The organism is Bradyrhizobium sp. CCBAU 45389 (genome assembly GCF_028128625.1).
GTDB classification, from domain to species: domain Bacteria; phylum Pseudomonadota; class Alphaproteobacteria; order Rhizobiales; family Xanthobacteraceae; genus Bradyrhizobium; species Bradyrhizobium liaoningense_B.
Genome location: NZ_LBIY01000076.1, coordinates 23,260 through 49,256, shown reverse-complemented (window position 1 = coordinate 49,256; position 25,997 = coordinate 23,260). Strand labels below are relative to the sequence as shown.

General features: G+C 62.5%; 31 protein-coding genes and 3 pseudogenes. 13 read left to right on the top strand and 21 right to left on the bottom strand.

All coding sequences use genetic code 11. The features are described from left to right. The first annotated feature begins 15 nt into the window (after window positions 1-15). A complete protein-coding gene (locus XH79_RS10055) occupies window positions 16-396 on the top strand; it encodes a PRC-barrel domain-containing protein (RefSeq protein WP_271581583.1) in 381 nt (126 codons plus the stop codon). Window positions 397-795: 399 nt separating this feature from the next. Here XH79_RS10055 and XH79_RS10050 read toward each other — a convergent pair whose 3' ends face one another. From XH79_RS10050 to XH79_RS10035, 4 genes are all read right to left on the bottom strand, one after another. Next, complete coding sequence (locus XH79_RS10050) at window positions 796-1,842, bottom strand: alpha/beta fold hydrolase (RefSeq protein ID WP_271581582.1); 1,047 nt, start codon at window positions 1,840-1,842, stop codon at window positions 796-798. Window positions 1,843-2,176: 334 nt separating this feature from the next. Next, window positions 2,177-2,605, bottom strand: a complete 429-nt coding sequence (locus XH79_RS10045; RefSeq protein WP_271581581.1) for a hypothetical protein — start codon at window positions 2,603-2,605, stop codon at window positions 2,177-2,179. A gap of 269 nt (window positions 2,606-2,874) precedes the next feature. Further along, window positions 2,875-3,297: a hypothetical protein gene (locus XH79_RS10040; RefSeq protein WP_271581580.1), complete on the bottom strand. Its 423-nt coding sequence runs from the start codon at window positions 3,295-3,297 to the stop codon at window positions 2,875-2,877. A 12-nt stretch (window positions 3,298-3,309) separates the two neighbouring features. After that, window positions 3,310-3,531: a hypothetical protein gene (locus XH79_RS10035; RefSeq protein ID WP_271581579.1), complete on the bottom strand. Its 222-nt coding sequence runs from the start codon at window positions 3,529-3,531 to the stop codon at window positions 3,310-3,312. On the opposite strand from XH79_RS10035, the gene XH79_RS10030 reads away from it, so the two are divergent. The 5 genes and pseudogenes from XH79_RS10030 (at window position 3,530) to XH79_RS10010 (ending at window position 6,997) form a co-directional block, all read left to right on the top strand. Beyond that, the gene (locus tag XH79_RS10030; protein ID WP_271581578.1) at window positions 3,530-3,778 is read left to right on the top strand and encodes a hypothetical protein; all 249 of its coding nucleotides are present in this window, start codon (window positions 3,530-3,532) and stop codon (window positions 3,776-3,778) included. The genes XH79_RS10035 and XH79_RS10030 overlap by 2 nt on opposite strands. Before the next feature lie 53 nt (window positions 3,779-3,831). After that, window positions 3,832-4,110: a hypothetical protein gene (locus tag XH79_RS10025; RefSeq protein WP_271581577.1), complete on the top strand. Its 279-nt coding sequence runs from the start codon at window positions 3,832-3,834 to the stop codon at window positions 4,108-4,110. A gap of 67 nt (window positions 4,111-4,177) precedes the next feature. Continuing rightward, a complete protein-coding gene (locus XH79_RS10020) occupies window positions 4,178-4,690 on the top strand; it encodes a PRC-barrel domain-containing protein (protein ID WP_271581576.1) in 513 nt (170 codons plus the stop codon). A gap of 484 nt (window positions 4,691-5,174) precedes the next feature. Next, a pseudogene (locus tag XH79_RS10015) lies at window positions 5,175-5,435 on the top strand (DNA polymerase/3'-5' exonuclease PolX); the annotation flags it as partial. Between the two features lie 602 nt (window positions 5,436-6,037). Next, window positions 6,038-6,997, top strand: coding sequence for a sensor histidine kinase (locus XH79_RS10010; protein ID WP_271581575.1), 960 nt, complete (start codon window positions 6,038-6,040; stop codon window positions 6,995-6,997). Window positions 6,998-7,464: 467 nt separating this feature from the next. Here XH79_RS10010 and XH79_RS10005 read toward each other — a convergent pair whose 3' ends face one another. The 4 genes from XH79_RS10005 to XH79_RS09990 all read right to left on the bottom strand — a co-directional run bounded on the left by XH79_RS10005 (window position 7,465) and on the right by XH79_RS09990 (window position 10,421). Next, on the bottom strand, window positions 7,465-7,692 hold the full coding sequence (locus XH79_RS10005; protein WP_271581574.1) for a hypothetical protein: 228 nt from the start codon (window positions 7,690-7,692) through the stop codon (window positions 7,465-7,467). Between the two features lie 1,059 nt (window positions 7,693-8,751). Then, window positions 8,752-8,919: a hypothetical protein gene (locus tag XH79_RS10000; RefSeq protein WP_271581573.1), complete on the bottom strand. Its 168-nt coding sequence runs from the start codon at window positions 8,917-8,919 to the stop codon at window positions 8,752-8,754. A 56-nt stretch (window positions 8,920-8,975) separates the two neighbouring features. Beyond that, window positions 8,976-9,293, bottom strand: coding sequence for a hypothetical protein (locus XH79_RS09995; protein WP_271581572.1), 318 nt, complete (start codon window positions 9,291-9,293; stop codon window positions 8,976-8,978). Window positions 9,294-9,317: 24 nt separating this feature from the next. Next, window positions 9,318-10,421, bottom strand: a complete 1,104-nt coding sequence (locus XH79_RS09990; RefSeq protein ID WP_271581613.1) for a DUF1236 domain-containing protein — start codon at window positions 10,419-10,421, stop codon at window positions 9,318-9,320. Window positions 10,422-10,634: 213 nt separating this feature from the next. Here XH79_RS09990 and XH79_RS09985 point away from each other — a divergent pair, with 213 nt between their 5' ends. Then, window positions 10,635-10,862 carry a hypothetical protein gene (locus XH79_RS09985; protein ID WP_038949323.1) on the top strand — a complete coding sequence of 76 codons (228 nt, stop codon included), beginning with the start codon at window positions 10,635-10,637 and terminating at the stop codon, window positions 10,860-10,862. Window positions 10,863-11,085: 223 nt separating this feature from the next. Here XH79_RS09985 and XH79_RS09980 read toward each other — a convergent pair. From XH79_RS09980 to XH79_RS09960, 5 genes and pseudogenes are all read right to left on the bottom strand, one after another. Next, a pseudogene (locus XH79_RS09980) lies at window positions 11,086-11,594 on the bottom strand (PRC-barrel domain-containing protein). Window positions 11,595-11,726: 132 nt separating this feature from the next. Then, window positions 11,727-12,767 carry a glycosyltransferase family 4 protein gene (locus XH79_RS09975; RefSeq protein WP_271581571.1) on the bottom strand — a complete coding sequence of 347 codons (1,041 nt, stop codon included), beginning with the start codon at window positions 12,765-12,767 and terminating at the stop codon, window positions 11,727-11,729. 132 nt (window positions 12,768-12,899) lie between these two features. Further along, a complete protein-coding gene (locus XH79_RS09970) occupies window positions 12,900-13,115 on the bottom strand; it encodes a hypothetical protein (RefSeq protein ID WP_271581570.1) in 216 nt (71 codons plus the stop codon). 94 nt (window positions 13,116-13,209) lie between these two features. Continuing rightward, entirely contained in the window at window positions 13,210-13,611 is a 402-nt protein-coding gene (locus tag XH79_RS09965) for a hypothetical protein (protein WP_271581569.1), read from the bottom strand. 16 nt (window positions 13,612-13,627) lie between these two features. After that, window positions 13,628-13,828: a hypothetical protein gene (locus XH79_RS09960; protein ID WP_271581568.1), complete on the bottom strand. Its 201-nt coding sequence runs from the start codon at window positions 13,826-13,828 to the stop codon at window positions 13,628-13,630. Between the two features lie 404 nt (window positions 13,829-14,232). On the opposite strand from XH79_RS09960, the gene XH79_RS09955 reads away from it, so the two are divergent. Next, window positions 14,233-14,526, top strand: a complete 294-nt coding sequence (locus XH79_RS09955) for a hypothetical protein (RefSeq protein WP_271581567.1) — start codon at window positions 14,233-14,235, stop codon at window positions 14,524-14,526. A 75-nt stretch (window positions 14,527-14,601) separates the two neighbouring features. On the opposite strand, the gene XH79_RS09950 is transcribed toward XH79_RS09955, so the two are convergent. From XH79_RS09950 to XH79_RS09935, 4 genes are all read right to left on the bottom strand, one after another. Continuing rightward, window positions 14,602-15,024: a hypothetical protein gene (locus XH79_RS09950; RefSeq protein WP_035730658.1), complete on the bottom strand. Its 423-nt coding sequence runs from the start codon at window positions 15,022-15,024 to the stop codon at window positions 14,602-14,604. An 88-nt stretch (window positions 15,025-15,112) separates the two neighbouring features. Continuing rightward, window positions 15,113-15,457 carry a DUF1236 domain-containing protein gene (locus XH79_RS09945; protein WP_271581566.1) on the bottom strand — a complete coding sequence of 115 codons (345 nt, stop codon included), beginning with the start codon at window positions 15,455-15,457 and terminating at the stop codon, window positions 15,113-15,115. Window positions 15,458-15,654: 197 nt separating this feature from the next. Next, on the bottom strand, window positions 15,655-17,775 hold the full coding sequence (gene mdoH / locus XH79_RS09940; RefSeq protein ID WP_271581565.1) for a glucans biosynthesis glucosyltransferase MdoH: 2,121 nt from the start codon (window positions 17,773-17,775) through the stop codon (window positions 15,655-15,657). Continuing rightward, window positions 17,763-19,142 carry a glucan biosynthesis protein G gene (locus XH79_RS09935; protein WP_442869945.1) on the bottom strand — a complete coding sequence of 460 codons (1,380 nt, stop codon included), beginning with the start codon at window positions 19,140-19,142 and terminating at the stop codon, window positions 17,763-17,765. The genes mdoH and XH79_RS09935 overlap by 13 nt, the downstream gene beginning before the upstream one ends. Window positions 19,143-19,698: 556 nt before the next feature. Here XH79_RS09935 and ligD point away from each other — a divergent pair. Then, window positions 19,699-20,646 (top strand): non-homologous end-joining DNA ligase, encoded by a 948-nt coding sequence (ligD, locus tag XH79_RS09930; protein WP_271581612.1) that lies wholly within the window; start codon window positions 19,699-19,701, stop codon window positions 20,644-20,646. Window positions 20,647-20,673: 27 nt separating this feature from the next. On the opposite strand, the gene XH79_RS09925 is transcribed toward ligD, so the two are convergent. The 4 genes from XH79_RS09925 to ku all read right to left on the bottom strand — a co-directional run bounded on the left by XH79_RS09925 (window position 20,674) and on the right by ku (window position 23,842). Further along, on the bottom strand, window positions 20,674-21,498 hold the full coding sequence (locus XH79_RS09925) for a ribonuclease HII (protein ID WP_271581563.1): 825 nt from the start codon (window positions 21,496-21,498) through the stop codon (window positions 20,674-20,676). 337 nt (window positions 21,499-21,835) lie between these two features. Beyond that, complete coding sequence (locus tag XH79_RS09920) at window positions 21,836-22,252, bottom strand: hypothetical protein (protein ID WP_271581611.1); 417 nt, start codon at window positions 22,250-22,252, stop codon at window positions 21,836-21,838. 14 nt (window positions 22,253-22,266) lie between these two features. Then, a complete protein-coding gene (locus XH79_RS09915) occupies window positions 22,267-22,467 on the bottom strand; it encodes a hypothetical protein (RefSeq protein ID WP_128931706.1) in 201 nt (66 codons plus the stop codon). Window positions 22,468-22,909: 442 nt separating this feature from the next. Beyond that, window positions 22,910-23,842: a non-homologous end joining protein Ku gene (ku, locus tag XH79_RS09910; RefSeq protein WP_271581562.1), complete on the bottom strand. Its 933-nt coding sequence runs from the start codon at window positions 23,840-23,842 to the stop codon at window positions 22,910-22,912. A gap of 147 nt (window positions 23,843-23,989) precedes the next feature. On the opposite strand from ku, the gene XH79_RS09905 reads away from it, so the two are divergent. From XH79_RS09905 to XH79_RS09890, 4 genes and pseudogenes are all read left to right on the top strand, one after another. After that, window positions 23,990-24,385 carry a hypothetical protein gene (locus tag XH79_RS09905; protein ID WP_271581561.1) on the top strand — a complete coding sequence of 132 codons (396 nt, stop codon included), beginning with the start codon at window positions 23,990-23,992 and terminating at the stop codon, window positions 24,383-24,385. Between the two features lie 46 nt (window positions 24,386-24,431). After that, a pseudogene (locus tag XH79_RS09900) lies at window positions 24,432-24,877 on the top strand (hypothetical protein). A 3-nt stretch (window positions 24,878-24,880) separates the two neighbouring features. Then, window positions 24,881-25,603, top strand: a complete 723-nt coding sequence (locus XH79_RS09895) for an SOS response-associated peptidase (protein ID WP_271581560.1) — start codon at window positions 24,881-24,883, stop codon at window positions 25,601-25,603. A gap of 128 nt (window positions 25,604-25,731) precedes the next feature. Then, entirely contained in the window at window positions 25,732-25,995 is a 264-nt protein-coding gene (locus XH79_RS09890; protein WP_271581559.1) for a hypothetical protein, read from the top strand. The last annotated feature ends 2 nt before the right edge of the window (window positions 25,996-25,997 follow it).

The window sequence follows — 25,997 nt, the reverse complement described above, 5'->3', positions numbered from 1 at the left end:
GAGGGAGACGAAGCCATGGCCCGCGCAACAGCCCATCCGGATCATCAATGCATCTCAAGCGAAGACGTTCAAGGAACCGAGGTTTATGGAGCAGACGGGAAGAATATCGGCGAGATAGATCATCTCATCATCGACAAGGTGTCAGGTCGCGTGGCTTATGCCGTCATGAGCTTTGGCGGATTTGTCGGGTTGGGTCACAGCCATTACCCCATTCCCTGGGCCGCGCTGACATATGATACGTCACGTGGTGGTTTTCGAACCAATATCACCGAACAACAGCTGAGGGACGCGCCTGAGTTCAGTGATGACTCGTGGCAGGATCGAGACTGGGAAACGCGCACCCACCAGTATTACGGAACGCCTACGTACTGGGAGGCGCGACCGGGTGGCCTATAACAGTAGGCAGCGCATCTTAAAATTCCCGATCGTGAGTGCCAGTCTGGGCGCGCTGCTCCCGATGGCTTAGAATATACGCTGACACGTCGCGAGCCACAAGCCAGCGTAGCACGGCAGCTGACGCCCTATGGTCTCGTCAGCGCGCAGCTGACAATTCCGCTCGGCGTTGCCCGTAGCGGGATTGTCCTGCAGACAGATAGCTGCTTCATCCGCGCTTGGCGGAATAGCCAGCGGTCACCTCGTCCTTGTGGGCGGCAGAGGCTTCCAGGACCTCGGCCTTCTCGCCCTCGTCTGATCTGCGCTCCCGTGGCAGCCTCGGTGGAGGGCTTTGGAGGGAAAACGTTCCCCGTCAAAATCAAATTGACATCTCGCTTGCCGGCTTGCCGCGCGATCGGACTTTCAGCGATGCGCCGCCAGCCAAGCGATGATGTTCGGCCAGATACGCGCGTAAGCCTCCCGTCCTACGAGGATTCCGAGGTGTTGCAATGCAACCCCGATCTCGCCGGAGTATTTGATGAGCGAGACATCCTTGGTAGGCATTGCATCAAGGAGCGCTTCAATCGAGTCCAGCGGCGCAACCTCGTCTGCCGTGTTGACGACCGCGAGCGTCGGAACGTCAAGACAGGACGGGCCAATCGTACGACCGAGCACGGTAAGGGTGCCTCGGCAGAATCGGTTTTCTCGATACAGCCATTCGGCAATCTGATGGATCAGCTTCCCTGGAACTGGGGCTTCGTCAAGTGCCCAGCGCTCAACCCGCGCATGGACATCCAGGGCCCGTAAGTCGCCAAGGCTCATTGCTGCATCCGTCAGCCGGGACCAAACGAAAGCATTAGGGGAGGCGAAAGCGCTTGCATGCGACAGCAGCGACCCCGGAATGATGCCCGCTTCGGTCAGACCAGGCGGAATCATCGAGACGAGCGCATCGCGAAATCTGTTCGTCCCTGGTTGAAAGCAGAGGGGCGCGCCGAGAAGCAATAGACCGCGCACAGCTTGCGGTTCGCTTGCACAGAAGACTGCCGCTAACGTCCCGCCCAGCGAATGGCCTATCAGGAAGGGTTTTGTCGCTTTTGGCTCGGTTGCGATCCTCGCCACACATTTGGATATGGCTCTTGCGCATTCATCGAGCCCGACATGTCCGCCTGGTACTGTCGGTGCAATCCATTCCAGGAGGTATACGCGCACGCCGTTGCTCAGGCAGTGGCGGATGGCGCTGAGGTTTGGCCCGAGATCCCAGACATAGGGCCGCTTGATTGGAGCGGCGATAATGAGCAGCGATGTTTCTGAGTCCCGGCCGCCGTAATCGCGAAGCTGCCAATGAGCTCCCCTGGCAAGTCTCCGATGCGTCAGTTCGGCAGGATCAAATCCCATCACGCCCAGCGCGTGTCCCTGTGCGCGGCGCATGAGATCAAGGGTCGCAAATTGGGCCTGTTGCAACAACTCCACCGGACCTGCGCCTGCTCTTGGGACGTCCCGAACACGAGCCCCCGTCACACCGTCTCCCTCACAAGTGGGTTTGTCGGCGTAACTCGGCCGCTACGGGCGGCGTTCCTGGCTCCGGAGAACATGTTGCAGCGCCAAATCACCGATCTATCGTCGCCGACATCGACCCTAACAACCTCTAGTCCCGAAGCCTATGGCGAAAAATCTTCATCAAGATCGCGGTGCCCGTGACCCTCCGCAACATGTTGCCTCTCCGCCCAACGCGAATCTATGATGAGGTCCGCTATTGCGCCGCTACCGGGGGCACCGCGAACCTCATAGGCCCGGCCCCACGCTCCTAGCAGTCCTCCCCCGCCGTCGCCTTTTGCTGGGACGGTGCGGGCTCGGCCGCTCCGGCCGTGGCCTTCTTTGATTGTTCAGTAGGCGCGGGACGGGTTTGCTCGACCGTACCTGCAGTCCGATCCGGTTGCTGCGCGGAGGGTGCCGGCTTGGTCGCCGTTGATTGCTCGGCAGCGGTAGGCTGGCTCTGCATCTGGCGCTGCGCGTCTTCCGACGACGTTGCGGTATGCTCCGATGCTTTGCCCATCGAAGATGTCGGCGGATGCTGCTTGGAATCAGCTGCCGTGGAACCAGTGGTTTGTCCGGTATAACCCGGAACATTCCCCGATCCTGCATCGCGGCTCGCCGTGTTGCAGGGACCGGCATAGACAGAGGTGCCGCTGAAGGCGAGCACCGCCCCCACGATCATAAGTCTGTTAGAGATCATAGCCCTTCTCCTCAGTTAGGACACTGGAGGATTGAACAAAAGTATTGGGCTTTCCGTTCCGAGCGTGTGAACTCAGCCCTACATTGACGAATGTCTGGGTTCACCCGGGTTTATTGTCGAGTTCGCCGGTCGCGCCAAGCGGCGCTACCCCTTATTCGGACAGGCCTCCAGCCGCCCGGGTCGCGCGAGCTTGCTTGGCACACCCCATTCGATCACCTCGTCGGCGTGGGCGAGCTTGTGCCACAGCCGATCGAACGGCTCTCCGCGCCTCAGCCAAGAAGCCGATTTCGCCGGAACATGAAACCGGTCGGAGTGAACCTTCTGGCCACCTCGAGCGCGCGGCTCTCGCAGCTTTCCAGCGCAATTTTCTGGGAAAGCATGACGTCTCCGATTGGCAGCTCGCCCTTCGGCAGGAAGCACAGCCCGATTGTCGGACGGTCCTTTTCATCGATCTCGCAGACGTTCGTCATGGCGCCCGGGTAGATCCTGTACTGCTTGCCCGTGTCGCCGCCGACGACCTCGAAATAGCCCTTTGCCGCGAACTGGGTCCGTTGTGCTGGCGATAGCCACTCTCGCAAGAGCCGCAGCGAGCGACCTTCCGGAGTTCTCTCGGCACCGCGTCGTATGAGGAGAGCCCGTATGGCTCTCATGCGCGAGCGTTCACCCGAGCGAGACGGCCTGAAACCAAACATGGTACGGACCGATCACCCGCCGACCAGCCTAGGGAAGAACACGGTTTCCTCCGCGTTCGCGTCGAACGACCGGATCTGCGAGACCTGACCCGGACCCGTCCGGGCCGCCGCGGTGAAACCGGCATTGGTGAGCTCGTAGAACCGCCGCTCCGCCCTCGCTATCTCTCGTTCGTTGGCCGGATCGAAGAGGTGACGGCTGTCGCCGGTACGGTCCATCACGATCTGGATTGCCATGATCATCCTCCTCGGATTGCTGATGGCCAAGGACCCGAGCCAGTATCCGGCCGAAGTCGCGGAGTTTCAAGAGAAGAAGATCGAGAAAACGCGTGATCGGCCGCAATGGCCAAAGCCAACCACATCGTTACTCGGAGCGGTCAACGATCTCGGCCGGCTGGACCGAGGACGGTCCGTGCCCGCTTTGAGCAATGTCTTACCTCGAGCCGGATGGCAAAGGACTATGACGCCCGATATCGCTAACTGATCGCTCGTGCGAGAACTTCGTCCTGAGGTCCGCTCGATGCCCCGGTCGTTGAGTTGCCGATCAATCAGGCGCGCATGAAATCTCTCTTCTCAACGACGGCGGCTTTGGTTTTCATAGCCACGACGGCGCTGGCGGAAGGCGTCTCCCCGCTGCCGAAAGTCCAGCAGGCGGGCGACACCGAAGCGGAGGACTGCTCAAAGCAGGTGTGGCGACATTTTTCGCAGGCTTGCCTCCGCTCCGAAGGCAAAGGCGTCGCTGCCGTTCGCCTGGTGACCCACCGAGCGTCGCTAGCGATTTCGACTCCTTTGGTCTCCGCGCAGATCAGGAACTAGTGGCAATCCGAAACGTTGGGGGGCGGGCATCCGAAGGGCTGCCCGCTCACGTTGGAGGAGATGATCGATGAAAAGTTTTCTTGCCGTTGCTCTGCTTGGAGCTACCGTGATCGGTGGCCCCGCATTCGCGCAGTCCGCTCAGCCTGCAGATCGCGCCGCGCCGGCGGCGACCAGCCAGCCGGTCGACGCCAAGATGGCGCTCAAGGGAAGCTGGCGGGCCTCGAAGCTGATGGGCCTGAACGTCTACAACGAGGCCAACGAGAAACTCGGCGACATCAACGAGCTGTTGGTCGACAAGAGCGGCAAGATCGAAGCCGTGGTGATCGGCATTGGCGGCTTCCTGGGAATGGGCGAGCACGACATCGCCGTCTCCATGGACAAGTTGAAGTTTGTCGAGGTGCCGATCCGGACGAGCGCGAGCGGCACCGCGACGACCGCCCGCGACACCACCACCGGCGCGGCCCCGACGAGCGCTGCCAATCGCAACACGAACGATTGGGTCCCCGACCACGCGGTCATGAGCGGCAACAAGGAGCAGTTGAAGGCGCTGCCGCAGTTCAAATATTCGGACTACAACTAATGATCGCGCGCGGAGAAGAGGGGCCCACAGGGGCCCCTTTTTGCGTGGCGGGGCACCGCAAGAACACAAAACAAAAGGGCTCGCCCGGGTTGCCGGACGAGCCGTTCGCGAGCGTCTATTCGCTCAGTGCATACGAAATCAAGAAATAGCCGATGCCACCAACAACGAGCACGGCGGGAACGGCCTACAAAATCAACACGGGCATCTTCTCCTCCAAACTCTGTTCGAGCGTTTCTGACAGGCCAACAGGGACCGGTCCTTTACTGCTCGGTGCAAACCTTGACCGTCTTCGCGGCGGACTCGGAGAAGAATTTTGTCTGGACCTGCAACAAGGACACGAAAGAACAGGCGAACGATGGGAGTGTGGTCGCGATTATGCGGATCACGGCCCCGCATCTACAGGCCTGGTTCTTCCAGCAGCGTCTTCCCTTCCCTCAAGTCGCGCACGTCGAAGCCCTCATTGAACCAGCCAAAGCCGAGCCAGGACGTGGTCGTCGAGATCAACGCACATCCGTGGCGCCTCGACCTGGATTGGCGCTGGCATCAGGCGGCGCTTGAGTTCGGCTGCATGCTGAGCATCAATCCGGACGCGCACTCGATTCCAGAGCTCGACCACATGCACTGGGGCGTCGAGATGGCCCGCAAAGGCGGCGTCCCCGCCGATCGGGTCCTGAACGCGATGACGCTGTCCGAGCTCACGCGCTACCTCCGCCAGAAGCGGCGCTCGCTCGCCCGCGCTGCCTGATGTCGCACGCCCAGGACCTCTCGCTGGAGGGAAGGATGGTTGCGGTCGCCGCCGATCGCGGGCACCACTGGCGCGTTCGTCCGGCACCGCTATCTCGCCCAGCGTCAGCTGCAGCTTCCCAATCTGCGGCAGGTTCACCTGATCCCATCCGAGCTCTTTGCGGCCTTCGCGGAGGTTGGCTTCGAGGTCCGAGCGGGAGAGCTCGGCGAAACATCACCACTCCCGGCCTAGATCTGGAACGGATGCCGCTCGGGGCGTTGATCGAACTCGGACCTGCAGCGGCCGTCGAGTTGAGCGGCCTCTGGACGCCCTGCGTGCTCATTGACCGCTTTCGGGGCCTTAAACTGCACATGCTCTCGTCGGCAGAAATGGGCCCTCCATTCAGCTGCGGGGTGCTAGGCGTGGTTCGGGTGGTCCTCGCCGGCAATACCGCGCCGGCGCGCCTCCCATCTCCCTCGTTCCGGCCCTTACCGGCTTTTAGGCGATGCACACTCGGCTGCTGGCAAGGCAGGTCGTCGGAGCGGGTCGGCTTGGCGCAAGCAGCCAGCGCGAGAGCGCGATTCCGCTCGGAACATCGAGCGCCGAGGACACGTTGCTCTCGAATGGAAGCCTTTCTGCACCGCCTTCTGACGGCCAGGTCGGACTTTCCGATCTGGGTGCGTTACACCTTGACGCTCGGCCTGGTCGGCATCGCGTTCATCGCCCGGGTGATGCTGGACGATCACCTGCGCTCCTACCCCGTTCTGCTGTTCATTCCGGCCATCTTCCTGTCCTCGGTCCTCTTCAACCGAGGCAGCGGTATCCTGGCCACCGTGGCGGGAGCCGCGCTCGCCACCGCCTACCTCATCCCGGGGCCACCATCCTCCGCTGCGATCCCACTCATCCTGTTCATTCTGACGGGCATCTGCATAGCCGCCGTCACCGAGCTCCTCAGGAGCACGCTGCACAAGCTCTCCGAGGCGAAACGCTATACCGAGGTACTGCTGCAGGAGCTCGCGCACAGAACACGGAACGATCTCGCCACGATCGTCTCGGTCCTCCGGCTCCAAGCCCGCTCGGCGACCGACCCGGCCGTTCAAATGGCGATTGCATCCGCAGTGAGCCGGGTGGACGTGGTGGCGAAGGTCCACGACCGTTTGCGCGATACCGCCGACAGCAGCCGCATCGCCCTTGCGCCCTATATCGAAGCGTTATGCGGGGGTCTGGCCGACTTCCATCGCGGCGTGCGCACGATCTCGATCGGCGTTCGCTGCGAGAACATCGAGGTACGGAGCTCGCAGGCGGCGTCGATCGGGCTGATCGTGAACGAATTGGTCACGAACTGCTTCAAGTATGCCTTTCCGGAGGGCCGCCAGGGCTCCGTCGAGGTCGATGTCCGCGCCAAGGACGAGCGCGTGCTAGTGATGGTGCGGGACGACGGCGTCGGCTGTCCGGCCGACGTCAGGAGCGGGCTCGGCACCCGGCTCGTCGGCCTTCTCGCGACGCAGATGAAAGGCGCCGTGGTGAGAAGGCCACTTCCTGAGGGATGCGAGGTACAGGTCTCGCTTGCGCTCGACGCCTGAGCGGCGAATGCGCTGAATTTCGCAGAAGGTGGCTGCAACCTGCGACCTGTTCTGGCGTAGTCGTGTTTGGAGATCGCGACAGACCATGGCTGCCCAATCGCCAAAGATGCTCGAAGAACGCAGCGATATCGAAGGCTGCACGCGGAGGCGACCGACCCGCTTGCGGTGCGGTTGCTCCAGGACATCATCGCCGAGCTCGAGGCGAGCCTGCCCACCGAGGAACAGGACACAGGCAAGAAGGCTGACGGCGGCTAGGCCCTGGGCAGGGATCGGTCCCGGCATAGGCTACGAACGTCTTTCCGTTTAGCAATGTAACGGGAGCCCTGTTGGCCGTCCTCGCCTCTCGAAGGCGCGTTCCTGTCGACGAGATCGCCGCGCTCACGTTCCTTCAGAGCAGCGATACCGGCCCGTCCCCTTCCGATGCGGGCGCCCCAAGTCAAGGCTCGCGGTGCGGCGCTTGCCGGAGATCATCCTTTCGGCAAGCCTAATTCCTCGACGGCCCGGCCGCAGATCTCGTCGGGATCCTTGAGGCCGGTCTGACCGACCTCGATGATCTTCCTGGCGATCAGTTCGGTCAGAGGGTCGTTGCGATCCTGCACTCCGATCCTGCGGAGCGCCTGTTCGTATGCCCTCGAAAGCCGTGTGATCTCTTCCGGCCCAAGAGGTGAGTTCTGAAGTATTCGATAGATGGCCAATCGTCATCCCCCGCTCGGGTAGCGTAGCACCGATGTGCTGTGGGAGCATTGCATCCTTACAGCTAATTTTAACTTCCGACGAAGCGGGCGTCGCCCAGGAGAGCCCCGCCGCTCCAAACCTCGTTGCGCAGGGAACGATGGCGCGTGTGCCAGGTTTTCCTGGTGCCCCTGCCCAAGGGGCGAACCCCGTACTGGCCCCAGCTCATAGCCCCCCTAGCCCCCGGAGCTGGGGCTTTTCTCGCGAGCTGAGTTTCCGCGAACGGTTGCCGAGTCCGTCCGCGCCACGAGGCGCTCAAGCTAATGTCCGTGCTGAACGTGACGAATCCGCCGATTAAATCTCGGGTAAGGCAACTTACGATTCACATATGTTGATGCTGGAACAACGTCAGCGGATTTCAGTCGCAATTGCATCATTTTCCCGATTCGTCCACCGGCGGGCCATGATCCAAGTTTGCTCGGAAGCTTGGTTTGGGGTTACACGACATGCGTGGACACTATGGTCTCGCGGTTGACGCCGCTGTGCTGCATGCGCGTCTGGAGCAGCTCACGTCACAATTATCCGAACTGGAAAAGCTCCGCGCCCGCGGTGCTCGAGGCTGAGCGGAGCGTTGAAAAGTGGAGCATGAGGGACCTCTTCCGGCGGAAGCAACAACCCTCCTAGAACTTGGTCGCCTTCCAGACTCCGCTGCATCTGGCAGCGCCAGAATAGCCACTCCAAGATCCCGTTCCACTTGTCGGTGCCAATCTGCCGGCGCCCGAGGCATGCTTGTCCTGAACGGTTACAGAAGCACGCACTGCGCCGGTTCTCGATACGCGCCCCCGAAATCTGACAAGGTTTGGATGAGAGATGTTGCCATTCGAGATGTTCACGTCGAAGTTGTAGCTTGGATCGCAAGATCCGGACCGCGTCTCGAAGATCAGGTGCCAGGCGCCATCGAAGGCGCGTATCGGGTAGGAGCGCGCCTCGGCGCAACCGGCATAGGCAAGGGTGAGACAACCCGCCGTCAACTTGGCAACTAATCGCATCATCGTCATAGCTTCAAACCCGGATGAATCTAGCTATTTGCCGCTCGTCAGAGGAGTTCCCTGTGGCTCCAGTAGCTTGAGAGCGGTTTCGATCTTCGCGAGCAGCGTCTGAATTTCAGCTCGCTCATTGGAGCCCGGATGGGCTTCGAGTCGCGCCAGCAATTGCTCCTTCTGTACTATCAGGTTTGCAAAAGCGGACATTGTTTCACCCACGATTGCCGGCGAAAGGGCCGCTCTTCGAGCGGCCCTTGTCTGGTTCACCAGCTTCGGGTGCCGAAGCTGAAGCCGATGCTCGGCCCGCCACCGTAGTAGCCGTAGCCCCGGTCGTAGTAGCCGGGGCCGCCGTAGTACCCGTAGCTGCGGCGGACCACATAGCCGTCATCGTCGCCGTAATAACGTTGCACGTAGCGCGGACCGCGGACGCGGTAGCAGCGGCCATACTCGTTGCAGACGAGACGGACCTGCTCGACGCCACCCACCTGGGCCGATGCGATGGCCGCAGGGGCGAGCGGGGCGGCATTCGCGGACGCCGCCATCAGGGTCGCCGTGAGCGCTCCCAACACGATGGTCTTCATGGTTGTTCTCCTTCCGTTGCGAGATCAATCGATCTCTTCGATGACGCGACGCTCATGGGGTTCGACGATGTAGGTGCGGCTGTCCCGGTTGATATACCGATACTCGCGAAGGGTCGGTGCATCCCGATAGACCTCTTCAGGAAACGCCTCGATTTCCACGCCCTCCGGCACGCGCTCGCCGGTGCGGATTTCGGTCCGGACCGAGCTGCCGGTGGTCACCCGCTTCTCGCGCTCGACCGGGCGCGCCTTGGCGTGCTTGCGGACGACTTCGCGATCACGGTCGGTGAACGTCGCCTTGCGCTGCTCCGTCCGCGCCGGCGCGGCGGCCGTCGAACGACCGGAGTAAGGCAGGACCGTCACGATCTTGTAGGTCGACGGCTCGACGATCACGATCTCGTCCTTCACCAGCACGAAGTTGTAGCCGCGGTACTGCGGCACGATCTCGACGACCTCGGCGGGCAGTGGCTGCAGGCGGATGTCGCGCGGGACGACCGTGCCCACCGACAGGGAGAAGTTCACGTTGGTGAGCGGCTGCACGTTCAGGTGCGAGATCGACGCGCTGATGCGGGTCCGCTGCTGATCGTTGATGTTCACCGACGCGTTCACGTTGGTGTTCGACGAACGATCCGCCGTGTTCTGCTGATTGTTCGGCTGCTGGGCCGTGTTGGTCGAACCGCTACCCGACGGCGACTGCGCCTGGTTGGTGGCCGAGGAAGGCGGATTGGCGCTCTGCGTCTGGTTGTTCGTGTTGGACGGAGTGTTGGTCTGCGCCTGGTTGGATGGCGTCGTCGTCTGGTTGGACGGCTGATCGGTCTGGGCCTGGTTGGTCGAATTGTTCGAGGTCGTGTTTGTGCCAGTACCGGAGTTTGACGACTGGCCTGCAGCAGTCTGTCCCGTCGAAGACGGAGACTGTGTCTGCGCGGTGTTCGAAGGACTGGTCTGCGAGGATCCGGACGACGTGTTGTTCGTCGGGGTCGACGCAGATGACGACGGCGTCGAGGTCGATGACGAATCCTGACGCTGGGCAGCGGCGGGATTGGAGTTCGACGAGCTCGGCGAAGATTGAGCGAAGGCCGAAGTCGCGATCGCAACGGCAGCGGTCGTAGCCAAAAATAAACGCTTGTTCATCTCTAAAACCTCCTGAAAGCGGACGTCGATTAACCCGAAGGGTCGAGTGGGGTTCCGTTTCGGGAAAACTTGGCAATCGGGGGCGATTTTTCCGGAGGCCGAATGATTGCTGTTGTAGCGAAATGGCACGAGGTTTCGGGGGCGGGAACAAGCGGAACTCCCTCGGCGAATCCCCGTTGGCAGTGACTACTTGCGAACACTGAGGAGGACATCATGAAGAAGTTGATCGTGTGCGGCGCGCTCGCCGCTTTCGCCCTCGGCACCCAGGCCGCCAGCGCCGCCGAATTCTACATCGTGCGCGATGCGACCACCAAAAAGTGCACCGTGGTCGACAGCAAGCCGACGACAACCACCACGACCGTGGTGGGCAACGGCGTCTACAAGACCAAGGTCGAGGCGGAGTCCGCGGTCAAGACCACCAAGGTCTGCACCGAGCAGTGAGGCACCATTCGCCGGCCGACAGGCCCGCGACCTACTGACAGCAATTGGAGGAAAAAGTTGGCGGCGTCGGCTATTTCCTGGTTCATATGCACTGAGCTACTGGCTTTCGCACCAACGGCCCGCCCGCACCCCGGACGGGCCGTTTTTCTTTGGCTCGCTTCGTGCCAGCCCAAAGAAAAAGGGCCTCCGATGGAGGCCCTCGACCCGAGAACGCTTGGTCCCGTCAGTTGTAGTCCGAATACTTGACTGAGGGAGCGCCTTCAGCTGCTCCTTGTTGCCGCTCATGACGGCGTGGTCCGGCACCCTATCGTTCGTGTTGCGGTTCGTCGTGGTCGTCGAAGCCGCACCGGTGGTGGTCTCGCGCGTAGTGGTGGTGGTGCTGGTCGAGCTTGTCCGGACCGGCTCTTCGAAGAACTTCAGCTTGTCCATCGAGACCGCGATGTCGTGCTCGCCCATCCCGAGGAAGCCGCCGATGCCGATCACCACGGCGTTGATCTTGCCGCTCTTGTCGACTAGCAGTTCGTTGATGTCGCCGAGCTTTTCGTTCGCCTCGTTGTACACGTTCAGGCCCATGAGCTTCGAAGCACGCCAATTGTCCTTCAGCATCATCTTGTCGACGGGCTGTGCGGTAGCCGCCGGCGCGGCGCGGTCGGCCGGCTGAGCGGATTGCGCGAACGCGGCGCCCCCTACCACGGCGGTGCTCAGCAAAGCGACAGCAAGAAAGCTTTTCATGTAATTTCTCCTCCAGCGTGAGTGCAGCACCCGTTCGGATGCCCGCCCCAACGCCCATCACTGCCGGCTGTTCCCGGATCGGAACGTGCGATTACGACCCCCGCTTTCGAATCCTTCGCGATGAGACGCACCTCAGGCGTGGTGCGCTTTCCGAGCGACCAGTCCCCGATAGCTCTCTTCGTACTGCCTGGCCATGCGGCTGGCGACGAAACGCTCCTCGAAGCGGGCGCGGATTGTGCTTCGGTCCAGCCGGCGCGCTTGCTCGACCGCTTCGATCGCCTGCTCCTCGTCGTCCACGATGAAGCCGGTGATACCGTCCTCGATCACTTCCGGCACGGATCCGGATCGGTAGGCGATGACCGGTGTCCCGCACGCCATCGCCTCGATCATCACCAGGCCGAAGGGCTCGGGCCAATCGATCGGAAACAGCAAGGCGGCGGCGCCGGCGAGGAACGGCTGCTTGCGGACGTCGTCCACTTCGCCGAGGAGTTTGATCGCTTGGCCATCGATTTCCGGCTCCAACTTCTTCTTGAAATAGGCTGTCTCCGCTCGAGGTATCTTTGCCGCGATCCGGAGCGGAATCTGGGCCGCCCGCGCGATGCGTATCGCGGCTTCCGGCCCCTTCTCTGCCGTCAGCCGCCCGAGGAAGGCCAGGTACGCACCGGCTTCGTAGGAGGGACCAAACAGGTCCTTGGGCAGGCCGTGCGGAATCGTCGCGATCCAATTCGCGTCCGGAAGCGGCCGCCGCTGGTTGTCCGAGATCGAGACAAAGGGAGCCTTCGGGAAAGTCCCGATCACATCGGGCAAGCCCGGAAGGTCGAGCCGACCGTGCATGGTCGTCAGAAACGGCACTCCGGTGCGGCTCAGGACCGGCAGAGGCAACCAATCCACATGGGAATGAATCACGTCGAACTCGCGCGCGCGCTCGCCGATGGCCTCGATCAAGAGCGCGCAGGCGGCGTTCGGGTCGACGCCTCGCCGCCCCAGGCGCAGCGCGCGCGGCCACACGGCGTGGAGCTTGGCTTTCGTGCTGGAGTCGCCGCTCGCAAACAGCGTCACGTCGTGCCCTAAGCCGACGAGCTCGTCCACCAGCCAGGCGATAACCCGCTCGGTGCCACCGTACAGCTTCGGAGGAACGCTCTCGGCCAACGGGGCAAGCTGGGCGATCCTCATCGAGCTAGGCCCCAAACGCGATGCGCAAGCCGACCACGAGAACCGCGGAGATGAGAAATGAAATTGCGAGCAGCGTCCAAGAGGGCCTTGTGCTTCCGCGGGCTACGCGCGCGACGAGCATTTTAATGGACCTCAACATTCGTCCCGGAAGAATCGCTGCAGGTAGGCAATCCCGAAGCCGGCGAGTTCTTCGGTATCGCTCTCACGCTCTTCTCCTCTCCTTTGCAGATGGCGCTCGAGCGGGCAGCGCCTGCTGTCCCACGGGTCGACTTCGGGGTGGTGCGCCCGGTAGACAGACCAGGCTGTTTCGGTGGCGTTCTTCAGAACGACTTCGTCGACCAACTTCACGCTCCCGCGGCCAATCCAGTCGCTGGCAACTCGAAGCGTTGGGCAAAGTTTCCGGTTTTTCCCGGTCATCCGTAATCAACCGGAGTAAGCGCGTTCAGCACGCTTTGGCACGGGCCCGCTCGCGTGCCGCGCGGCGGCGCTGCAGACGTTGGCTTCGGCCTGAGCGCCTGGCGGCCAGAGGCGGGGATGCCGACGCTGTATCGAAGAGCTCCACTGCGGCCGCAGCGCTCTCCGTTCGCATCTCGCCAGGCTTCGCTTCCATTTCGAGCACGGCACGGCCCTTCTCGGTGATGCGCCATCCGCCTTTCAGACGCTCGATCAAGCCTTGCGAGAAGATGTCGAGAACGGCCACGCGAGCGGCGAGGCGCTTCGTCCGCTCGGCCCAGTCGCGCCGGCTCGTCGCCAATATCGCCATGTCGCGCTTGAGGTCCGCCATGACGGCGAATCCGTCGGGATAGCTCACCAGGATCTTGAGCACCGTGACCTGGAAGTTCACCCCCGCCTTCCTCTGGCTATCGCCACATCGTCGACGCGTCGTGGAGAGCCTCGCGTCCCACCTGCTTCAGGCTCTCGGGCGAGGTATCGCCGTTGGTAGCGGCTTCCAGGATCCTTGAGGCCACATGGGTGCGTGCCCCGGTTTCGTAGCGCGAGACGTCTTCGCAGACCTCGTCGAATACGGCGCGCAGAAGCGCGGTCGTGGCCGGATCGAACATGGGAACCCCCAACGCGAGAAGAGATGTAGGTTACTGCGGAAACGCTTTGCGGCGAATTCAACATTGTTAAGGCGAAGCATGCGGGTATGCGCCCGTCGAGCGCTTCCGCGGCGCACCATGAACTGAACCCAACCCCTTCGTGTTGTGGTCCAAGCTCGATGCATTCGAGCGAAGCTGCCCCGGCGCCGAGCAACCATTGCCCGCTCGCCGCTGGGGCCAGTCGAAACTATTGCCATTTTTTTCCCGTTGTCTGAGGGGCACTCGAACACGTGAAAGGATGCTCGATGAAGAAGATTGCAATGTCGGCGCTGATGGTCGGCGCCCTCGGCTTGGCCTCTGTGGCAACGACGGCTCCGGCCGAAGCTCACTGGCGAGGCGGATGGGGGCCAGGCATCGCCGGTGGTTTGGTTGCGGGTGCCGTGATCGGCGGGCTCGCCTCTTCGGCGTACGGCTGGGGACCGGGTTACGGTTACTACGGTGGCCCGGGCTACTACAGTGCCGGCTATTATGGCGGCCCCTACGCCTACGACTACGATGAGCCGTATAGCTGGGGTGGGGGCTACACCACCACCTACTACACGGCGCCTGTCTCCTATGGGTATCGCTATCGCCGCGTCGTCCGCCCGGCCTATGCTTATTACCGCGGCTCCTATCCGGTCGTTCGGCACCACTGGCACCGGCATTATCGGCACTGGTGAGAGCGGCCCATCGCAGTCAACGAAGGCCGCAACCCAAAAGGGGCGGCCTTCAGCTTTTTGCGCTCCCCGCACCGATCACCACCATCCGCCTGCAAATGGATCGGCCCGCTCGAAGGCGAGGCGCCTGTCGGGTATCCTTCTCTGTAGCTTTGCCGAGCGCTTCGGGTGCGGCCGGGCCGCTGCGGAGACGCGAGCCGGCGCTTCTTTCCTGACCTCCACGGAAGGTGCTGCAGGCATTGCGGCCATGGCTTCGCGCACCTGGTGCTGCGGTCCTTCAGAGATTGGACCGGCCTGCGCGATCATCGGCACATCGGCGCGAGGCCGCGTGTCGAAGACGATCTTCTCCGGAAGAGCCCTCGCCGAGGCGATCCGGATGATGGTCCTGTCCGGATCGGACGGCCCCGCGCGCTCTACAGGAGCCGGCAGGTAGCGGTCCGCCGCAAACAGCAGCGCCAGTAGCAGTGCGCCGACGAAGACGAAGTATCTGATGATCGGCATAAACGGCCGCTCGCGAGGGAGGAATGAGGATTTCGGCGGGGCCGGATTGGGTGGCGGGCCACTGCGATCAACGGCCCGCCGGGACGACTCAGTCGATCTCCTGGACGACCGTGCGCGTCGAGGGATCGACTAGCATCACGCGTTCGCCCGAGTAGACATAGCGGTACTTGGTGAGCGAAGGACCCCAATCGGCGGGCACCGCCTCGAGCTCGACTTCGCGAGGCACTGGTTGGCCGACCACGATCTTCTCGCGGGTCTGCACCGGGCGCACCTTGTGCTCGGTGACGTAGGTGCGGATTTTCGTGCGGTATTCCGGCTCGATCTGCACGGCGGCAGCATGACCCGTGCCGGTGGTGGTGACGACCGTAGACTGCGCCATTGCGCCGGTCGAAAGCATAGCCGCCATTGCGGCCGTCAGCAGAAGCTTGTTCATCTTGTTCTCCTCGCCGCCATATGCGGCATGCGAGAACCCGCGAATGATGGCAAGGTTCCGGAACGCGGCAGGATGATTGCCTGATTTTCCCGAACTTCGGACGCGAGAGCGCCGACGTGGGCATCGCTGGAGAAGTTGTCTCGGGTCAACTCAGTGGTTCGAGTCTAAGCGCAGTCCGCCAAGCACTCGGTGTGCGTTCATGGCTTCTGCAACACGGTCGAGAGGGCCGAGCCGTCGTTCAAGATCGAAAAGACCTCCCGCGAAGACAGATGCGCGGCGGCCTCCTCGAACGTCTCGCTCACATCCGCCCTGGCACGGCCGACTGCCAGATTGACATCGACCGTATTGGGCCGGGCGGCGCGAGGAGGCGGCAGCTGAGCGACGTGAAAGGCCAGCAGCTCGGGGTCTTCGCGAAGCTCCACCAGAGCGGGTTTGATGCCGACCTCAGCCGCCGCGCTCAATTCGTTGGCCCGGAGCAGGACGGGAGGCGGCTCTCGATCTTCAGGGGTGGCAAACAATTTGCCGGGCGCGGGCCTGGCCGTCAGCGCCCCGATAGGGACAGCGAACAGCAGGCCAACGATGACCGGCGACATCCAAAGCAGAAGGGGCAGCGAAACGGCGTAGGCGCTTGCGGCCATCGCGACGCCGCACAAGGTCGGGATGCCATACTTCCGATAGAGCTCGCGACGCTCGACCGTGCCGTCGTCGCGCCTTTGCGTCTGCCAGCCGGCATCGCGGCCGGCCAGAATTTCGACCACGGCGATTGATTGAAAGATCATCATCACCGGCGCCATCAGCGCGGATACGATAATCTCCGCGAGAAGTCCGGCCGAGGCTCGCAATGCACCGCCGAATTGGCGTCGCTCCGAGCCCTGCATCCAAAGCAGGATCACGCTCAGCAGCTTCGGCAACAGCAGCAGACCCATGGTGGCGACGAACACCCAGATGGCGAGCACGGGATCCTGGGCCGGCCAGGTCGGAAACAACGAGAAACCCTTCGGAAAATATTCTGGACGCACGAAGCGGGCTTGCAGCGAGATCAGCATCCCCAGCACCAGGAACAGCAGCCACAGCGGTGCCGTGAGATAGGCTCCGATCCCTACCAAGAAATGCAGGCGTGAAACCCAATGGAGACCTCGTGCGGGCACGACCGCGAGATGCTGAAGATTGCCTTGACACCAGCGTCGGTCGCGCGCCGCGAAGTCGAGCAGCGACGGCGGCACCTCCTCGTAGCTTCCCCCGAGCGTCGGCAGCATGTGGATGCCCCATCCGGCCCGCCGCATCAGTGCTGCCTCGACGAAATCGTGGCTGAGGATGTGCCCACCGAAGGGCTTCCGTCCGCGAAGCTGCGGCAGCGCGGCCGCTTCGGCGAACGCTTTGACCCGGATTATCGCATTGTGGCCCCAGTAGTTGCCCTCGGAGCCATGCCACCAGGCGACGCCGGCGGCGATCAGGGGACCGTACAGACGGCCAGCGAATTGCTGGACGCGGCTGAACAGACTTCTCGCGTTGACGATCATGGGAAGCGTCTGGACGAGGCCGGCTGTGGGATTGGTTTCGATGGCATGGACCAATCGGACGATGGTCTGTCCGCTCATGAGACTGTCGGCATCGAGCACGATCATGAAATCGTAGACGGCGCCGAACCGCGTGATCCATTCCGAGATGTTCCCGGCTTTGCGGGCCGTGTTATTGGCGCGGTGACGATAGTACAGCCTCGGCGTCCCGACTGCCTGACGCAATGCGAGCATCGCCTTTTCTTCGGCTACCCAGATGTCCGGATCGGTGCTGTCGCTCAGAACGTACCAGTCGAACAGCTCCCCGTCCGAGGTAGTCTCCAAGGACTCGATGATGGCACGAAGCCGCGCCGTCAATCGGTGCGGGTCTTCGTTGTAGGTGGGAAGCAGCATGGCGGTGCGGCTTGCGATTGCAGGCAGCTCCGCGTCTGGCGCGAAGGCGTCCGGACGGTGGGCAAGCAGCACGAAGAAGCCGGCCAGCGCGGAGGCGAACGAGAAGGCGACCCAGGCGAGCAGAACCAGGAAGAGCGCCAGCACCATGGCTTCGAGGACGGTGACGCCCCCTACCTCCAGCACGCGATACATCTCATAGCCGCCGCCCGCCGTGAGCGCCGCTGTTGAGAGCAGGATGAGGCCGCGCCGCCAGGCCATTGCGGGGGCAACCGGCGCAGGAATGCGGTCGGGTACCCGGTCCTTTCCGAGGTCTCCCGGAGCCATCGCGAGAGGGGACTCGCTCGGCAGTAGGCGCTGGGCCGCGATATCGCCGGCCATCGACCGCGGTGCCGCGCTCAGGGTGCCCATCGGTAGACCCAGATTTCCGACAAAGGCTTGTCGCCTTCGGCCAGCAACGCCCGCAGCTCAATCGGCTCGCCTTTCACCTGGCACTGGAAGCTGAGCCGCCAGCCGCTGGTGTACGGATTGGGCTGCGTGACGATGTTCTTCAGTTCGGACTTTTCCGCGGTCACGACGCCTTTGACGCCGGCGGGATCGATGCCCTTCAGGTTCTCACCGACCAGATCGAGCACGAAGAGGCGCGCATCCTCGCCCCGCGCCCCTATCCCGCTTCGCGTGAAGCGGGCTAGCGAATGCGGTTTCGGGCTATCCGGGCCCCAATGCAGTCGATAGGTGTAGTTGTGTTCGCCCTTGGCCTGCAGCGGGTTCTTTGGCCGCCAGAATGCGGCGATGTTGTCGTGGACCTCCTCCTTGGTCGGGATCTCGAACAGCACAACCCCGCCCTCGCCCCAATCTCCGATCGGCTCCATCCAGAGACTTGGGCGTTTTTCGAAGCTGGATTCGATGTCCTGGTAGGCGAAGAAGTTTCTCTCCCGCTGCATCAACCCGAAGCCACGCGGATTGAGATCCTGAAATGTGCTGATCTGGAGATCGCGCGGATTGCTAAGCGGTCGCCAGAGGCTTTCTCCCTTCCCGTTGAAGATCGCAAGGCCGTCGGAATCGTGGACCGTGGGACGGAAATCGTCGATGTCGTTGCGGTCGTTCGGGCCGTAGAAGAACATGCTGGTCATGGGCGCGAGACCGGCGCGCGGCATCTCGACGCGCGGGTAGACCGACATCTCGACGTCGAAGACTGTCGTCTCCCCGGGCCGCACGGTGAAGCGGTAGCTCGCGGCGCAGCTTTTGCTGTCGAGTAAGGCATGGATCACCATCGAGGTCGCACCCGGCGCCGGCCGCTCGAGCCAGAAGGCCTTGAATAGCGGAAATTCCTCGCCCTTGGCTTCGCCCGTATTGATCGAAAGTCCCCGGGCGGAGAGCCCATACGTCTGCCCCTTAGCCACGGCTCGAAAATAGCTCGCCCCGAGGAAGACGCAGACCTCGTCGTAATAGTCGGGACGGTTCATGGGCGCGTGGATGCGGAAGCCCGCGAACCCGAGATCGGCGTCCTCGAATGCCGGCACCTTCTCGCCGAAGGAAAAGTCCGCCTTGCGGTACTTGAGCTCGGCGGCCTTTCCGTCCGCGACCTCGAAGATGTTCACTCGGTTCTTGTAGAAGAAGCCGCGATGGAAGAACTGCGCCTCGAACGGAAGATTCTTGCCGCGCCAGAGCGCGCGCTCAGGCAAAAAGCGGATCGAACGGTACTGATCGTAGTCCAGGTCCTTTAACCCGCCCGGCAGCTTCTCGTCCGGCGCCTCGTACGGTTTGCCCGCCAGCATACGGGCCAAGTCCCTCACCGTTGACGGTCCAAATGCATCATCCAGCGCAGCGGCGAAACCGCGGCGCGAAGCGAGCAGGAACGCCGGCAGCAACGCCGACCCTTGAACAAGCTGGCGTCGGTTCACGTGCACTCCTCGCTACTGCTGCCGCGGCCAAGCAACTACCGCCACGCCCGCGAGTTCCACCGCCCCGCCCATCACTGGCCAGAGTGTGCCCCACGGCCCCGTCAGCCAACTAAAGAGCTGAAACCAGAGGTCGCGGGCTCCCCTCGCCCTGGCCCAAACAGCGTGCCGACCTGCGGCACGTCCGGCGTCGTCTGGCGGAGGACAAAATGGCGCACCGCCTAGCAAAAATAGAGCAAGCCACGATGACGGCCCCGATCGGAGGAAGAGTACCAAGGCAAGCGTGGGGCGGACGCGGCAGGCACGTTTTCGTCTGCCAGGACTTGGGAATTTTGGGATCGGTCATCCCGAATGTTGGCTGAGCTTCACTCGTCGCACGGAACCCGCGATGCATCCTACTCGTTCCTTCCCCTCTCTCGTCCATCCTCCGGCCATGGCCCGAAAATCGACCCTGCCTCGTCGCCTGCAGCCCATGCTGGCCACGCTGACCGATTCACCGTTCGATGATCCCAATTGGGTCTTCGAGGACAAATTCGATGGTTTCCGCATGGTCGCGGAAATCCGGCGAGGCAAGGTTGCGCTCTACAGCCGAAATGGCAAGATCATCAGCCGCAGCTATATCGAGATCGCCAAAGCGCTGGAGGACATGAAGGACGATGCCGTGATCGACGGGGAGCTCGTCGCGATCGGAAAGGACGGCGTCTCGCATTTCCAGTTGCTTCAAAACGCGCTGCGCCATGAGGCCAAGCTCTTGTACTGCGCGTTCGACCTCATGTTCGCGGACGGCGAGGACCTGCGTGCGCTGCCGCTCCTCGAGCGCAAGAAGCGGCTCAAGGCCATCCTTCCGCGCCACAAGCTCGTCGCGTTCAGCAACCACCGCAAAGGCAAGGGAACGAAGTTCTTCGCAGAAGCAGAGCTGAGACATCTCGAAGGCATCATGGCCAAGCGCGCCGATAGCCCGTACGCGTCCGGACGCCGGACCGCCGACTGGCTGAAGGTGAAGACCGCGCAGCGGCAAGAGGTCGTGATCGCCGGCTTCACGGCGCCGAGGCGAACCCGGCCTTTCTTCGGCGCTCTCGTCCTCGCGGTACGCGAAGGGGATGCATGGCGGTACATAGGCCACGTCGGCACCGGCTTCAGCCACCAAGTTCTCGAAGAGCTTCACGGCAAGCTCATGAAGCTCAAAACCGCCAGGTCACCGTTCCCTGCCAAGGTGAAGGATGAGCAGGTCACGACCTGGGTGCGTCCTGCGTTGGTCGCAGAAGTGAAGTTCGCGGAGTGGACCAGCAACGGCGAGCTGCGCCAGCCGGTCTATCTCGGCCTGCGGTCCGACAAAAACGCGAAGGACGTCGTACGCGAAAAGAAGTGGTCGCGAAAATAGCGCCGCCGAGACGAAGTGTAGACCTGTTCAGCCGGCGTCGCGCTCAGATGCCGAAGGCCATGGCGGCAAGGGCGGCAACCCGAGAGCCTTACGTACCGGTCCGAACGAACGCCGGTGCGCTGCGCATGCGCCGAGTCTGGCGAGCGCTTCATAATGAGCCGGCACCGGGTAGCCCTTGTGATCCGCGAAGCCATAGCCGGGGTGTCGCACGTCGAGCGTCCGCATGACGGCGTCGCGCTCGACTTTCGCGAGGATGGAGGCGGCCGCGATGCTGGCGGACTTGGCGTCGCCTTTGATGATGGCCTGCTGAGAAATATCGATTTCCTTCAACCGCTTCGCATCGATCAGCAAGTGCTGCGGCGTCAAGCCTAGCCCTCGGACCGCACGCTGCATAGCCTGAATGCCCGCCCAATAGATGTTGATCGCGTCGATCTCCTCGACCTCGACGAACGCCACAGACCAACACTCCGCCTTTTCCTTGATCTCCTTCGCGAGTTCTTCGCGAGCCGCGGCGTCGAGTTTTTTCGAGTCGTCGATTCCGACGATCCGCGTGCCCGGTTTCAGGATCACGGCGCCAGCGGAGACCGGCCCGGCGAGAGGGCTCATTCCGGCCTCATCCACGCCTGCCACGGCATGATGGCCTGTTTCCCACAGAGAGGTCTCGAAGCGGAGCATCTTGCGGAGGCGCTGCCCTTCCGACCTATTTTCGAAGCGGCGTTTATCGATTGAAGCCAGGATGGCACGCGCTCCGGCGCGGGTGTCGGCCCGCAAGATCTGCTCGACGCTGGCCTCGAGCGGTCTTTTCCCGACGACATAGCGCTGACGCAATACATCGAGTGAGTACTGGGACATTACGGCCTTCGTGAAGATTGACTGTGGGGAGCATGTCAGTGAACTTTATGGCGATTGTCTGAAGTAGCTATACAGCCTCACCGACCGCGCAACGCCCTCTCAAAAGGAACCCGGCCAGTTCTCCCGCGCGGGTTCGGCCTCCATTTCCTCGCTATATTATCGCTCGCCGGCTCGGTAGAAGGATCCGTGCTCAGTCGCCGTCCTGAGTAGATCGGGGCCGGCATGGCCGCAAACAAGGTAACGGCGGTACGATTGGGGCTGGGGAGGCAAATCGACAGTCCGGGACTATCAAACCGCTGCTCCCATTTGGCGGATTTTTCTTCCCTCAGGCGCTACCTCAAGAGGCGTTTGCTCTCGCCCGTTCGCGCGCCTCGCGCCGACGTTCACGTCTTTCGCGCCGTCGCTTGGCACGATCGGCGGGCTGCCGCAGCGGAGGAACAGGCGCCGGCGAGGTCGCACTCGTCTCCAGAACTGGAGGCGCCTCAGCCCTATCCAAGGCCGTTGGCCGCGCTTCTATCAATTCGAGCAACGCCCGTCCTTTGGACGTGATCTTCCATCCTCCGCTTATCCGTTCGACCAATCCTTGTGAGAAGATGTCGAGGTCGGGCACTCTGGCCGCGAGGCGCCTGGTCCGGTCCGCCCAGTCGCGACCACTCGTCGCCAGGATAGCCATATCCCTCTTGAGATCCTCCATCACGGCAAAGCCGTCCGGATAAGCTACCAAAATCTTCAGGACGGTGACTTGGAAGTTCACGCCCGCCCCCGCGATCAGCGCCACATCGTCGGCGCATGCGAGAGGGCGTCGCGTCCAACTTGTTTGAGACCTTCGGGAGAGATCTCGCCTCTCGTGGCAGCCTCTAGGATTTTCGACGCGACGTGGGTGCGTGCGCCGATCTCGCGGTGCGAGACGCTTTCACAGACTTCATCGAGAACCGCGCGCAAAAGCGCGGTGGTTGCCGTGTCGAACATAAGCTGCCCCCCCTAAGGGAAAATCTAATCCTAGCGCGGTTTCGCCCGCTTGGGGATTCAAGCATGTTAAACTTTGCGGACGGTGCACTGCACCCATAGCTGCGTCTCGCCCCCAATGGATCGCCTCTCTGGCCGAAGCCCCCAAAACCGAACTGATTAGACTGAAAGACTACGCTGCCCAAACACTCTCCCCAGCGCAAATCACGCAACTTGATAAACTTCCGCAGTGGCGCGGCCTGCAACGCGCAAAGTGTCCCCTCTCATTGCAAATCGCGAGGTTGACGGCTCTATGCGCCGTTGGTTCGGCCTCGCGGCTGTCGCCTTTCTGCCGGTCAGCGCGATAGTCTCACGCGACCTCGTCGAGATGGGATTTACCATCCGCCAGAGCCTGCGCGGATGACGAAGGAGTGACCGTCTGGCGTGACCGGTGCTTCACGATAGGCTAGGCCGACTTTCGCTGCGGCTTTGCAGCCGGCTTCTTGGCCGCGCCCTCCTTCGCCGTTTTTTTGCCGGTGATCGGCATCAGCATTTCCTTCTGCCCGGCGGTCGCCTTGCGCGGCTTCTTGGCCGGCTTCTTCGGCGCCTCCGTTGGGCCAGTCGCGTCTCGTCCGATGCTCTTGCGCAGCGCGTCCATCAGATCGACGACATTCTCGCCCCGAGGACGCTCTTTCGCTCTGATCGGCTTGCCTGCGCGCTTCGCGTTAATGAGATCAATGAGGGCGGTTTCGTACTGGTCTTCGAACTTGTCCGGCTCGAAATGGCCCGCCTTCTGATTGACGATGTGCTTGGCGAGATCAAGCATGTCCTTGGTAACTTTGACATCCTGAATGTCATCGAAATACTCATCCGCGGAACGGACTTCGTAGGGATAGCGCAGCAGCGTGCCCATCAGCCCCTTGTCGAGCGGCTCGAGCGCGATGACGTGCTCGCGATTTGTCAGCACCACACGGCCGATTGCGACCTTGTTCATCTCGCGGATGGTTTCCCGGATAACGGCGAAGGCATCATGCCCGACTTTACCGTCCGGACGCAGGTAGTAGGGGCGAATGAGATATCGCGGATCGATCTCGCTGCGGTCGACGAACTCGTCGATCTCGATGGTTCGCGTCGATTCCAGCGCGACGTTCTCAAGCTCTTCCTTGGTCACCTCGATGAAGGTATCCGTATCAACCTTGTAGCCCTTGACGATGTCCTCGTTGTCGACCTCCTCGCCGGTGTCGGCGTCGACCTTGGCGTACTTGATCCGATGGCCAGTCTTTCGGTTCAGCTGGTTGAAAGATACCTTTTCGGATTCCGACGTGGCCGGATAGAGCGCAACCGGACAGGTGACGAGGGAAAGACGCAGGAAGCCTTTCCAGTTGGCGCGGGGGGCCATCGCAGGGAACTCCATTACTGATGCCGGATTCAAGACGAACCAACCGGCTTGGTTCCGACATCGCGAGCCGTCCCATAAGAGGACTTTTTTCTCAGCGGCTGCCTTAGTCGGACTCGACTTTTGTTCTTGTTATGTTCTAATTCAGGCATGACCGATCGACCCGCGAGCTGGCGCATGCCGACCCCGAAGCAGATGGAAAAGCTGGCCGCTGAAGCCGCCCGTAGGCCAAGCCCCTCCACTGGGGCTCCGGATGCGCCGCTTCCGGCCGGATACTGGGAATCGGTCCTCAGAGACCCTCGCGCCGGCACGACCGGCACTCAGGTCCGGCAGCGACGTCTCTCCGAAATTCAGCGCCACGTGCTGCGCGTCTCCTGCCGCCGCTGCGAACGGACCGTGGAAATCCAGACGGCCGATGCCGTCCGCTTGTATGGCGCCCACGCAGTCTGGAAGGACGTGGCGCAGCGGTTGCTCGACAACACCTGCCAGCAGCGCACCGGCAGGCATGAAGAAGACGGGTGCTGGCCAGCGTTCGAGACGCCGTAGCCGCTCTGGATTTGCCGATCCGATCTCTTTGCGCCTGGATGTCTGGATGGCCCCGAAGTATCACCCCAGCTGTCGGGCGGCGATCGCAAGGCTCTGGCGAAAGAGCTCGGCAAGGCACGCGCGATGGCCAGCATGCTGGCGACCCAATCGGCGGAGATGCGGGCCAAAGGCGGGGCGATGATCCAGCAAGCCGACAGGCTGCTTTGCGAAAGCTGGAACGAGCGGATGTGGAGTGACGGCGAACCGATCGATCCGTCGCCGACCATCGATCAGGCCGTAAATGGAGGCTTCCCCTGGCTGGAGATCAGGTGCGCGCGCTGCAAGACGCCGAGCGATGTCGACCTGGCCGCGATGAAGCACCCGCCGACCTCCTTCGTGCACGATCTCGCCAGCCGGCTGCGCTGTCGCAAATGTGCCAAGGCCGGCCGGCGTCCATCCGCGACTCTGCTACAGTTGACCTGGCAGCCGCGCCACCCTCGAGCCGAATCCTGACTGATGTGCAATCTTTATTCGATCACGACCAATCAAGCCGCGATCAACGCGCTGTTCCGCGTTGTCAACCGATACGTTGGAAATCTGGCGCCGATGCCGGGGGCTTTTCCCGACTACAAGGCACCGATCGTGCGCAACGGAGTGGAGGGCCGCGAGCTCGCTACGGCGCGATGGGGAATGCCGTCGTCGTCAAAGGCGCTGATGGACGCCACGAAGAAGCGAGCCGAGAAGCTGCAGGCCAAGGGCAAGGCAGTGGATTTCAAGGGATTGCTACGCATGGAGCCGGACGGCGGCACGACCAACATCCGCAATGTGAAGAGCAAGCACTGGACGCGATGGCTGGGGACCGAAAATCGCTGCGTGGTGCCGTTCAACTCGTTCAGCGAGTTCAACAAGGCCGAGGGCGGTGATATCTGGTTCGCGCTCGATGAGACACGTCCCCTCGCCTGCTTCGCCGGTATCTGGACCAACTGGACGTCCGTCCGGAAGGTCAAGGAAGGCGAGACGACCAACGACCTCTACGCGTTCCTCACGACGGAGCCCAACGCCGAGGTCGGCGCCATCCACCCCAAGGCGATGCCGGTGATCCTGACAACGCCAGATGAAGTCGAGACCTGGATGACGGCCCCTGCGGAGGAAGCCTTGAAGCTGCAGCGACCGCTTCCGGACGGCGCGCTGCGGATCGTCGCCCGCGGCGTGAAAGAAGACCCCGCGCCAGGAACTTAACGTTCTGCACAGGCGCTGCGGAACAGGTGGACAAGCCCTAGCCCTGCCGATTGCGAATCCCTGATCCGTGCTAACCGCCCGGAACGAGCAGGCGGGCGGGAGGATTCGTCCAGGCAGGAGCGATCTCGATGCTGATGACGAAGGAAAGACGGCCGGCGATCCGGACGCTGCGGGGCTGGGCAATAGGCGTACTGCAGGAGGCCGGCGCCATCCAGGAGTGCGACAAGCACGGCTGGATGCAGGACCGCGCCGACCCGCACGCCCGCGATCGCGCTTTCGACGTCGCGCGTCGCGATCCGCCAGCGGATATCTCTATGGCGGTAGCTGTCGCCGAGGTCCGCGACGTGCTGGACTCGATCGGCGACGTCTGTCCCGAGTGCCCGCCCGAATAGCA

Bases quoted from the DNA above. Each gene is read 5' to 3' on its own strand.
- XH79_RS10055 (WP_271581583.1), top strand. From the start codon at position 16: ATGGCCCGCGCAACAGCCCATCCGGATCATCAATGCATCTCAAGCGAA.
- XH79_RS10045 (WP_271581581.1), bottom strand. From the start codon at position 2,605: ATGATCTCTAACAGACTTATGATCGTGGGGGCGGTGCTCGCCTTCAGC.
- XH79_RS10040 (WP_271581580.1), bottom strand. From the start codon at position 3,297: ATGTTTGGTTTCAGGCCGTCTCGCTCGGGTGAACGCTCGCGCATGAGA.
- XH79_RS10030 (WP_271581578.1), top strand. From the start codon at position 3,530: ATGATCATCCTCCTCGGATTGCTGATGGCCAAGGACCCGAGCCAGTAT.
- XH79_RS10035 (WP_271581579.1), bottom strand. From the start codon at position 3,531: ATGGCAATCCAGATCGTGATGGACCGTACCGGCGACAGCCGTCACCTC.
- XH79_RS10020 (WP_271581576.1), top strand. From the start codon at position 4,178: ATGAAAAGTTTTCTTGCCGTTGCTCTGCTTGGAGCTACCGTGATCGGT.
- XH79_RS10010 (WP_271581575.1), top strand. From the start codon at position 6,038: ATGGAAGCCTTTCTGCACCGCCTTCTGACGGCCAGGTCGGACTTTCCG.
- XH79_RS10000 (WP_271581573.1), bottom strand. From the start codon at position 8,919: ATGTCCGCTTTTGCAAACCTGATAGTACAGAAGGAGCAATTGCTGGCG.
- XH79_RS09995 (WP_271581572.1), bottom strand. From the start codon at position 9,293: ATGAAGACCATCGTGTTGGGAGCGCTCACGGCGACCCTGATGGCGGCG.
- XH79_RS09990 (WP_271581613.1), bottom strand. From the start codon at position 10,421: ATGAACAAGCGTTTATTTTTGGCTACGACCGCTGCCGTTGCGATCGCG.
- XH79_RS09985 (WP_038949323.1), top strand. From the start codon at position 10,635: ATGAAGAAGTTGATCGTGTGCGGCGCGCTCGCCGCTTTCGCCCTCGGC.
- XH79_RS09975 (WP_271581571.1), bottom strand. From the start codon at position 12,767: ATGAGGATCGCCCAGCTTGCCCCGTTGGCCGAGAGCGTTCCTCCGAAG.
- XH79_RS09960 (WP_271581568.1), bottom strand. From the start codon at position 13,828: ATGTTCGATCCGGCCACGACCGCGCTTCTGCGCGCCGTATTCGACGAG.
- XH79_RS09950 (WP_035730658.1), bottom strand. From the start codon at position 15,024: ATGCCGATCATCAGATACTTCGTCTTCGTCGGCGCACTGCTACTGGCG.
- XH79_RS09945 (WP_271581566.1), bottom strand. From the start codon at position 15,457: ATGAACAAGCTTCTGCTGACGGCCGCAATGGCGGCTATGCTTTCGACC.
- mdoH (WP_271581565.1), bottom strand. From the start codon at position 17,775: ATGGGCACCCTGAGCGCGGCACCGCGGTCGATGGCCGGCGATATCGCG.
- XH79_RS09935 (WP_442869945.1), bottom strand. From the start codon at position 19,142: ATGCTGGCGGGCAAACCGTACGAGGCGCCGGACGAGAAGCTGCCGGGC.
- ligD (WP_271581612.1), top strand. From the start codon at position 19,699: ATGGCCCGAAAATCGACCCTGCCTCGTCGCCTGCAGCCCATGCTGGCC.
- XH79_RS09925 (WP_271581563.1), bottom strand. From the start codon at position 21,498: ATGTCCCAGTACTCACTCGATGTATTGCGTCAGCGCTATGTCGTCGGG.
- XH79_RS09915 (WP_128931706.1), bottom strand. From the start codon at position 22,467: ATGTTCGACACGGCAACCACCGCGCTTTTGCGCGCGGTTCTCGATGAA.
- ku (WP_271581562.1), bottom strand. From the start codon at position 23,842: ATGGCCCCCCGCGCCAACTGGAAAGGCTTCCTGCGTCTTTCCCTCGTC.
- XH79_RS09905 (WP_271581561.1), top strand. From the start codon at position 23,990: ATGACCGATCGACCCGCGAGCTGGCGCATGCCGACCCCGAAGCAGATG.
- XH79_RS09895 (WP_271581560.1), top strand. From the start codon at position 24,881: ATGTGCAATCTTTATTCGATCACGACCAATCAAGCCGCGATCAACGCG.
- XH79_RS09890 (WP_271581559.1), top strand. From the start codon at position 25,732: ATGCTGATGACGAAGGAAAGACGGCCGGCGATCCGGACGCTGCGGGGC.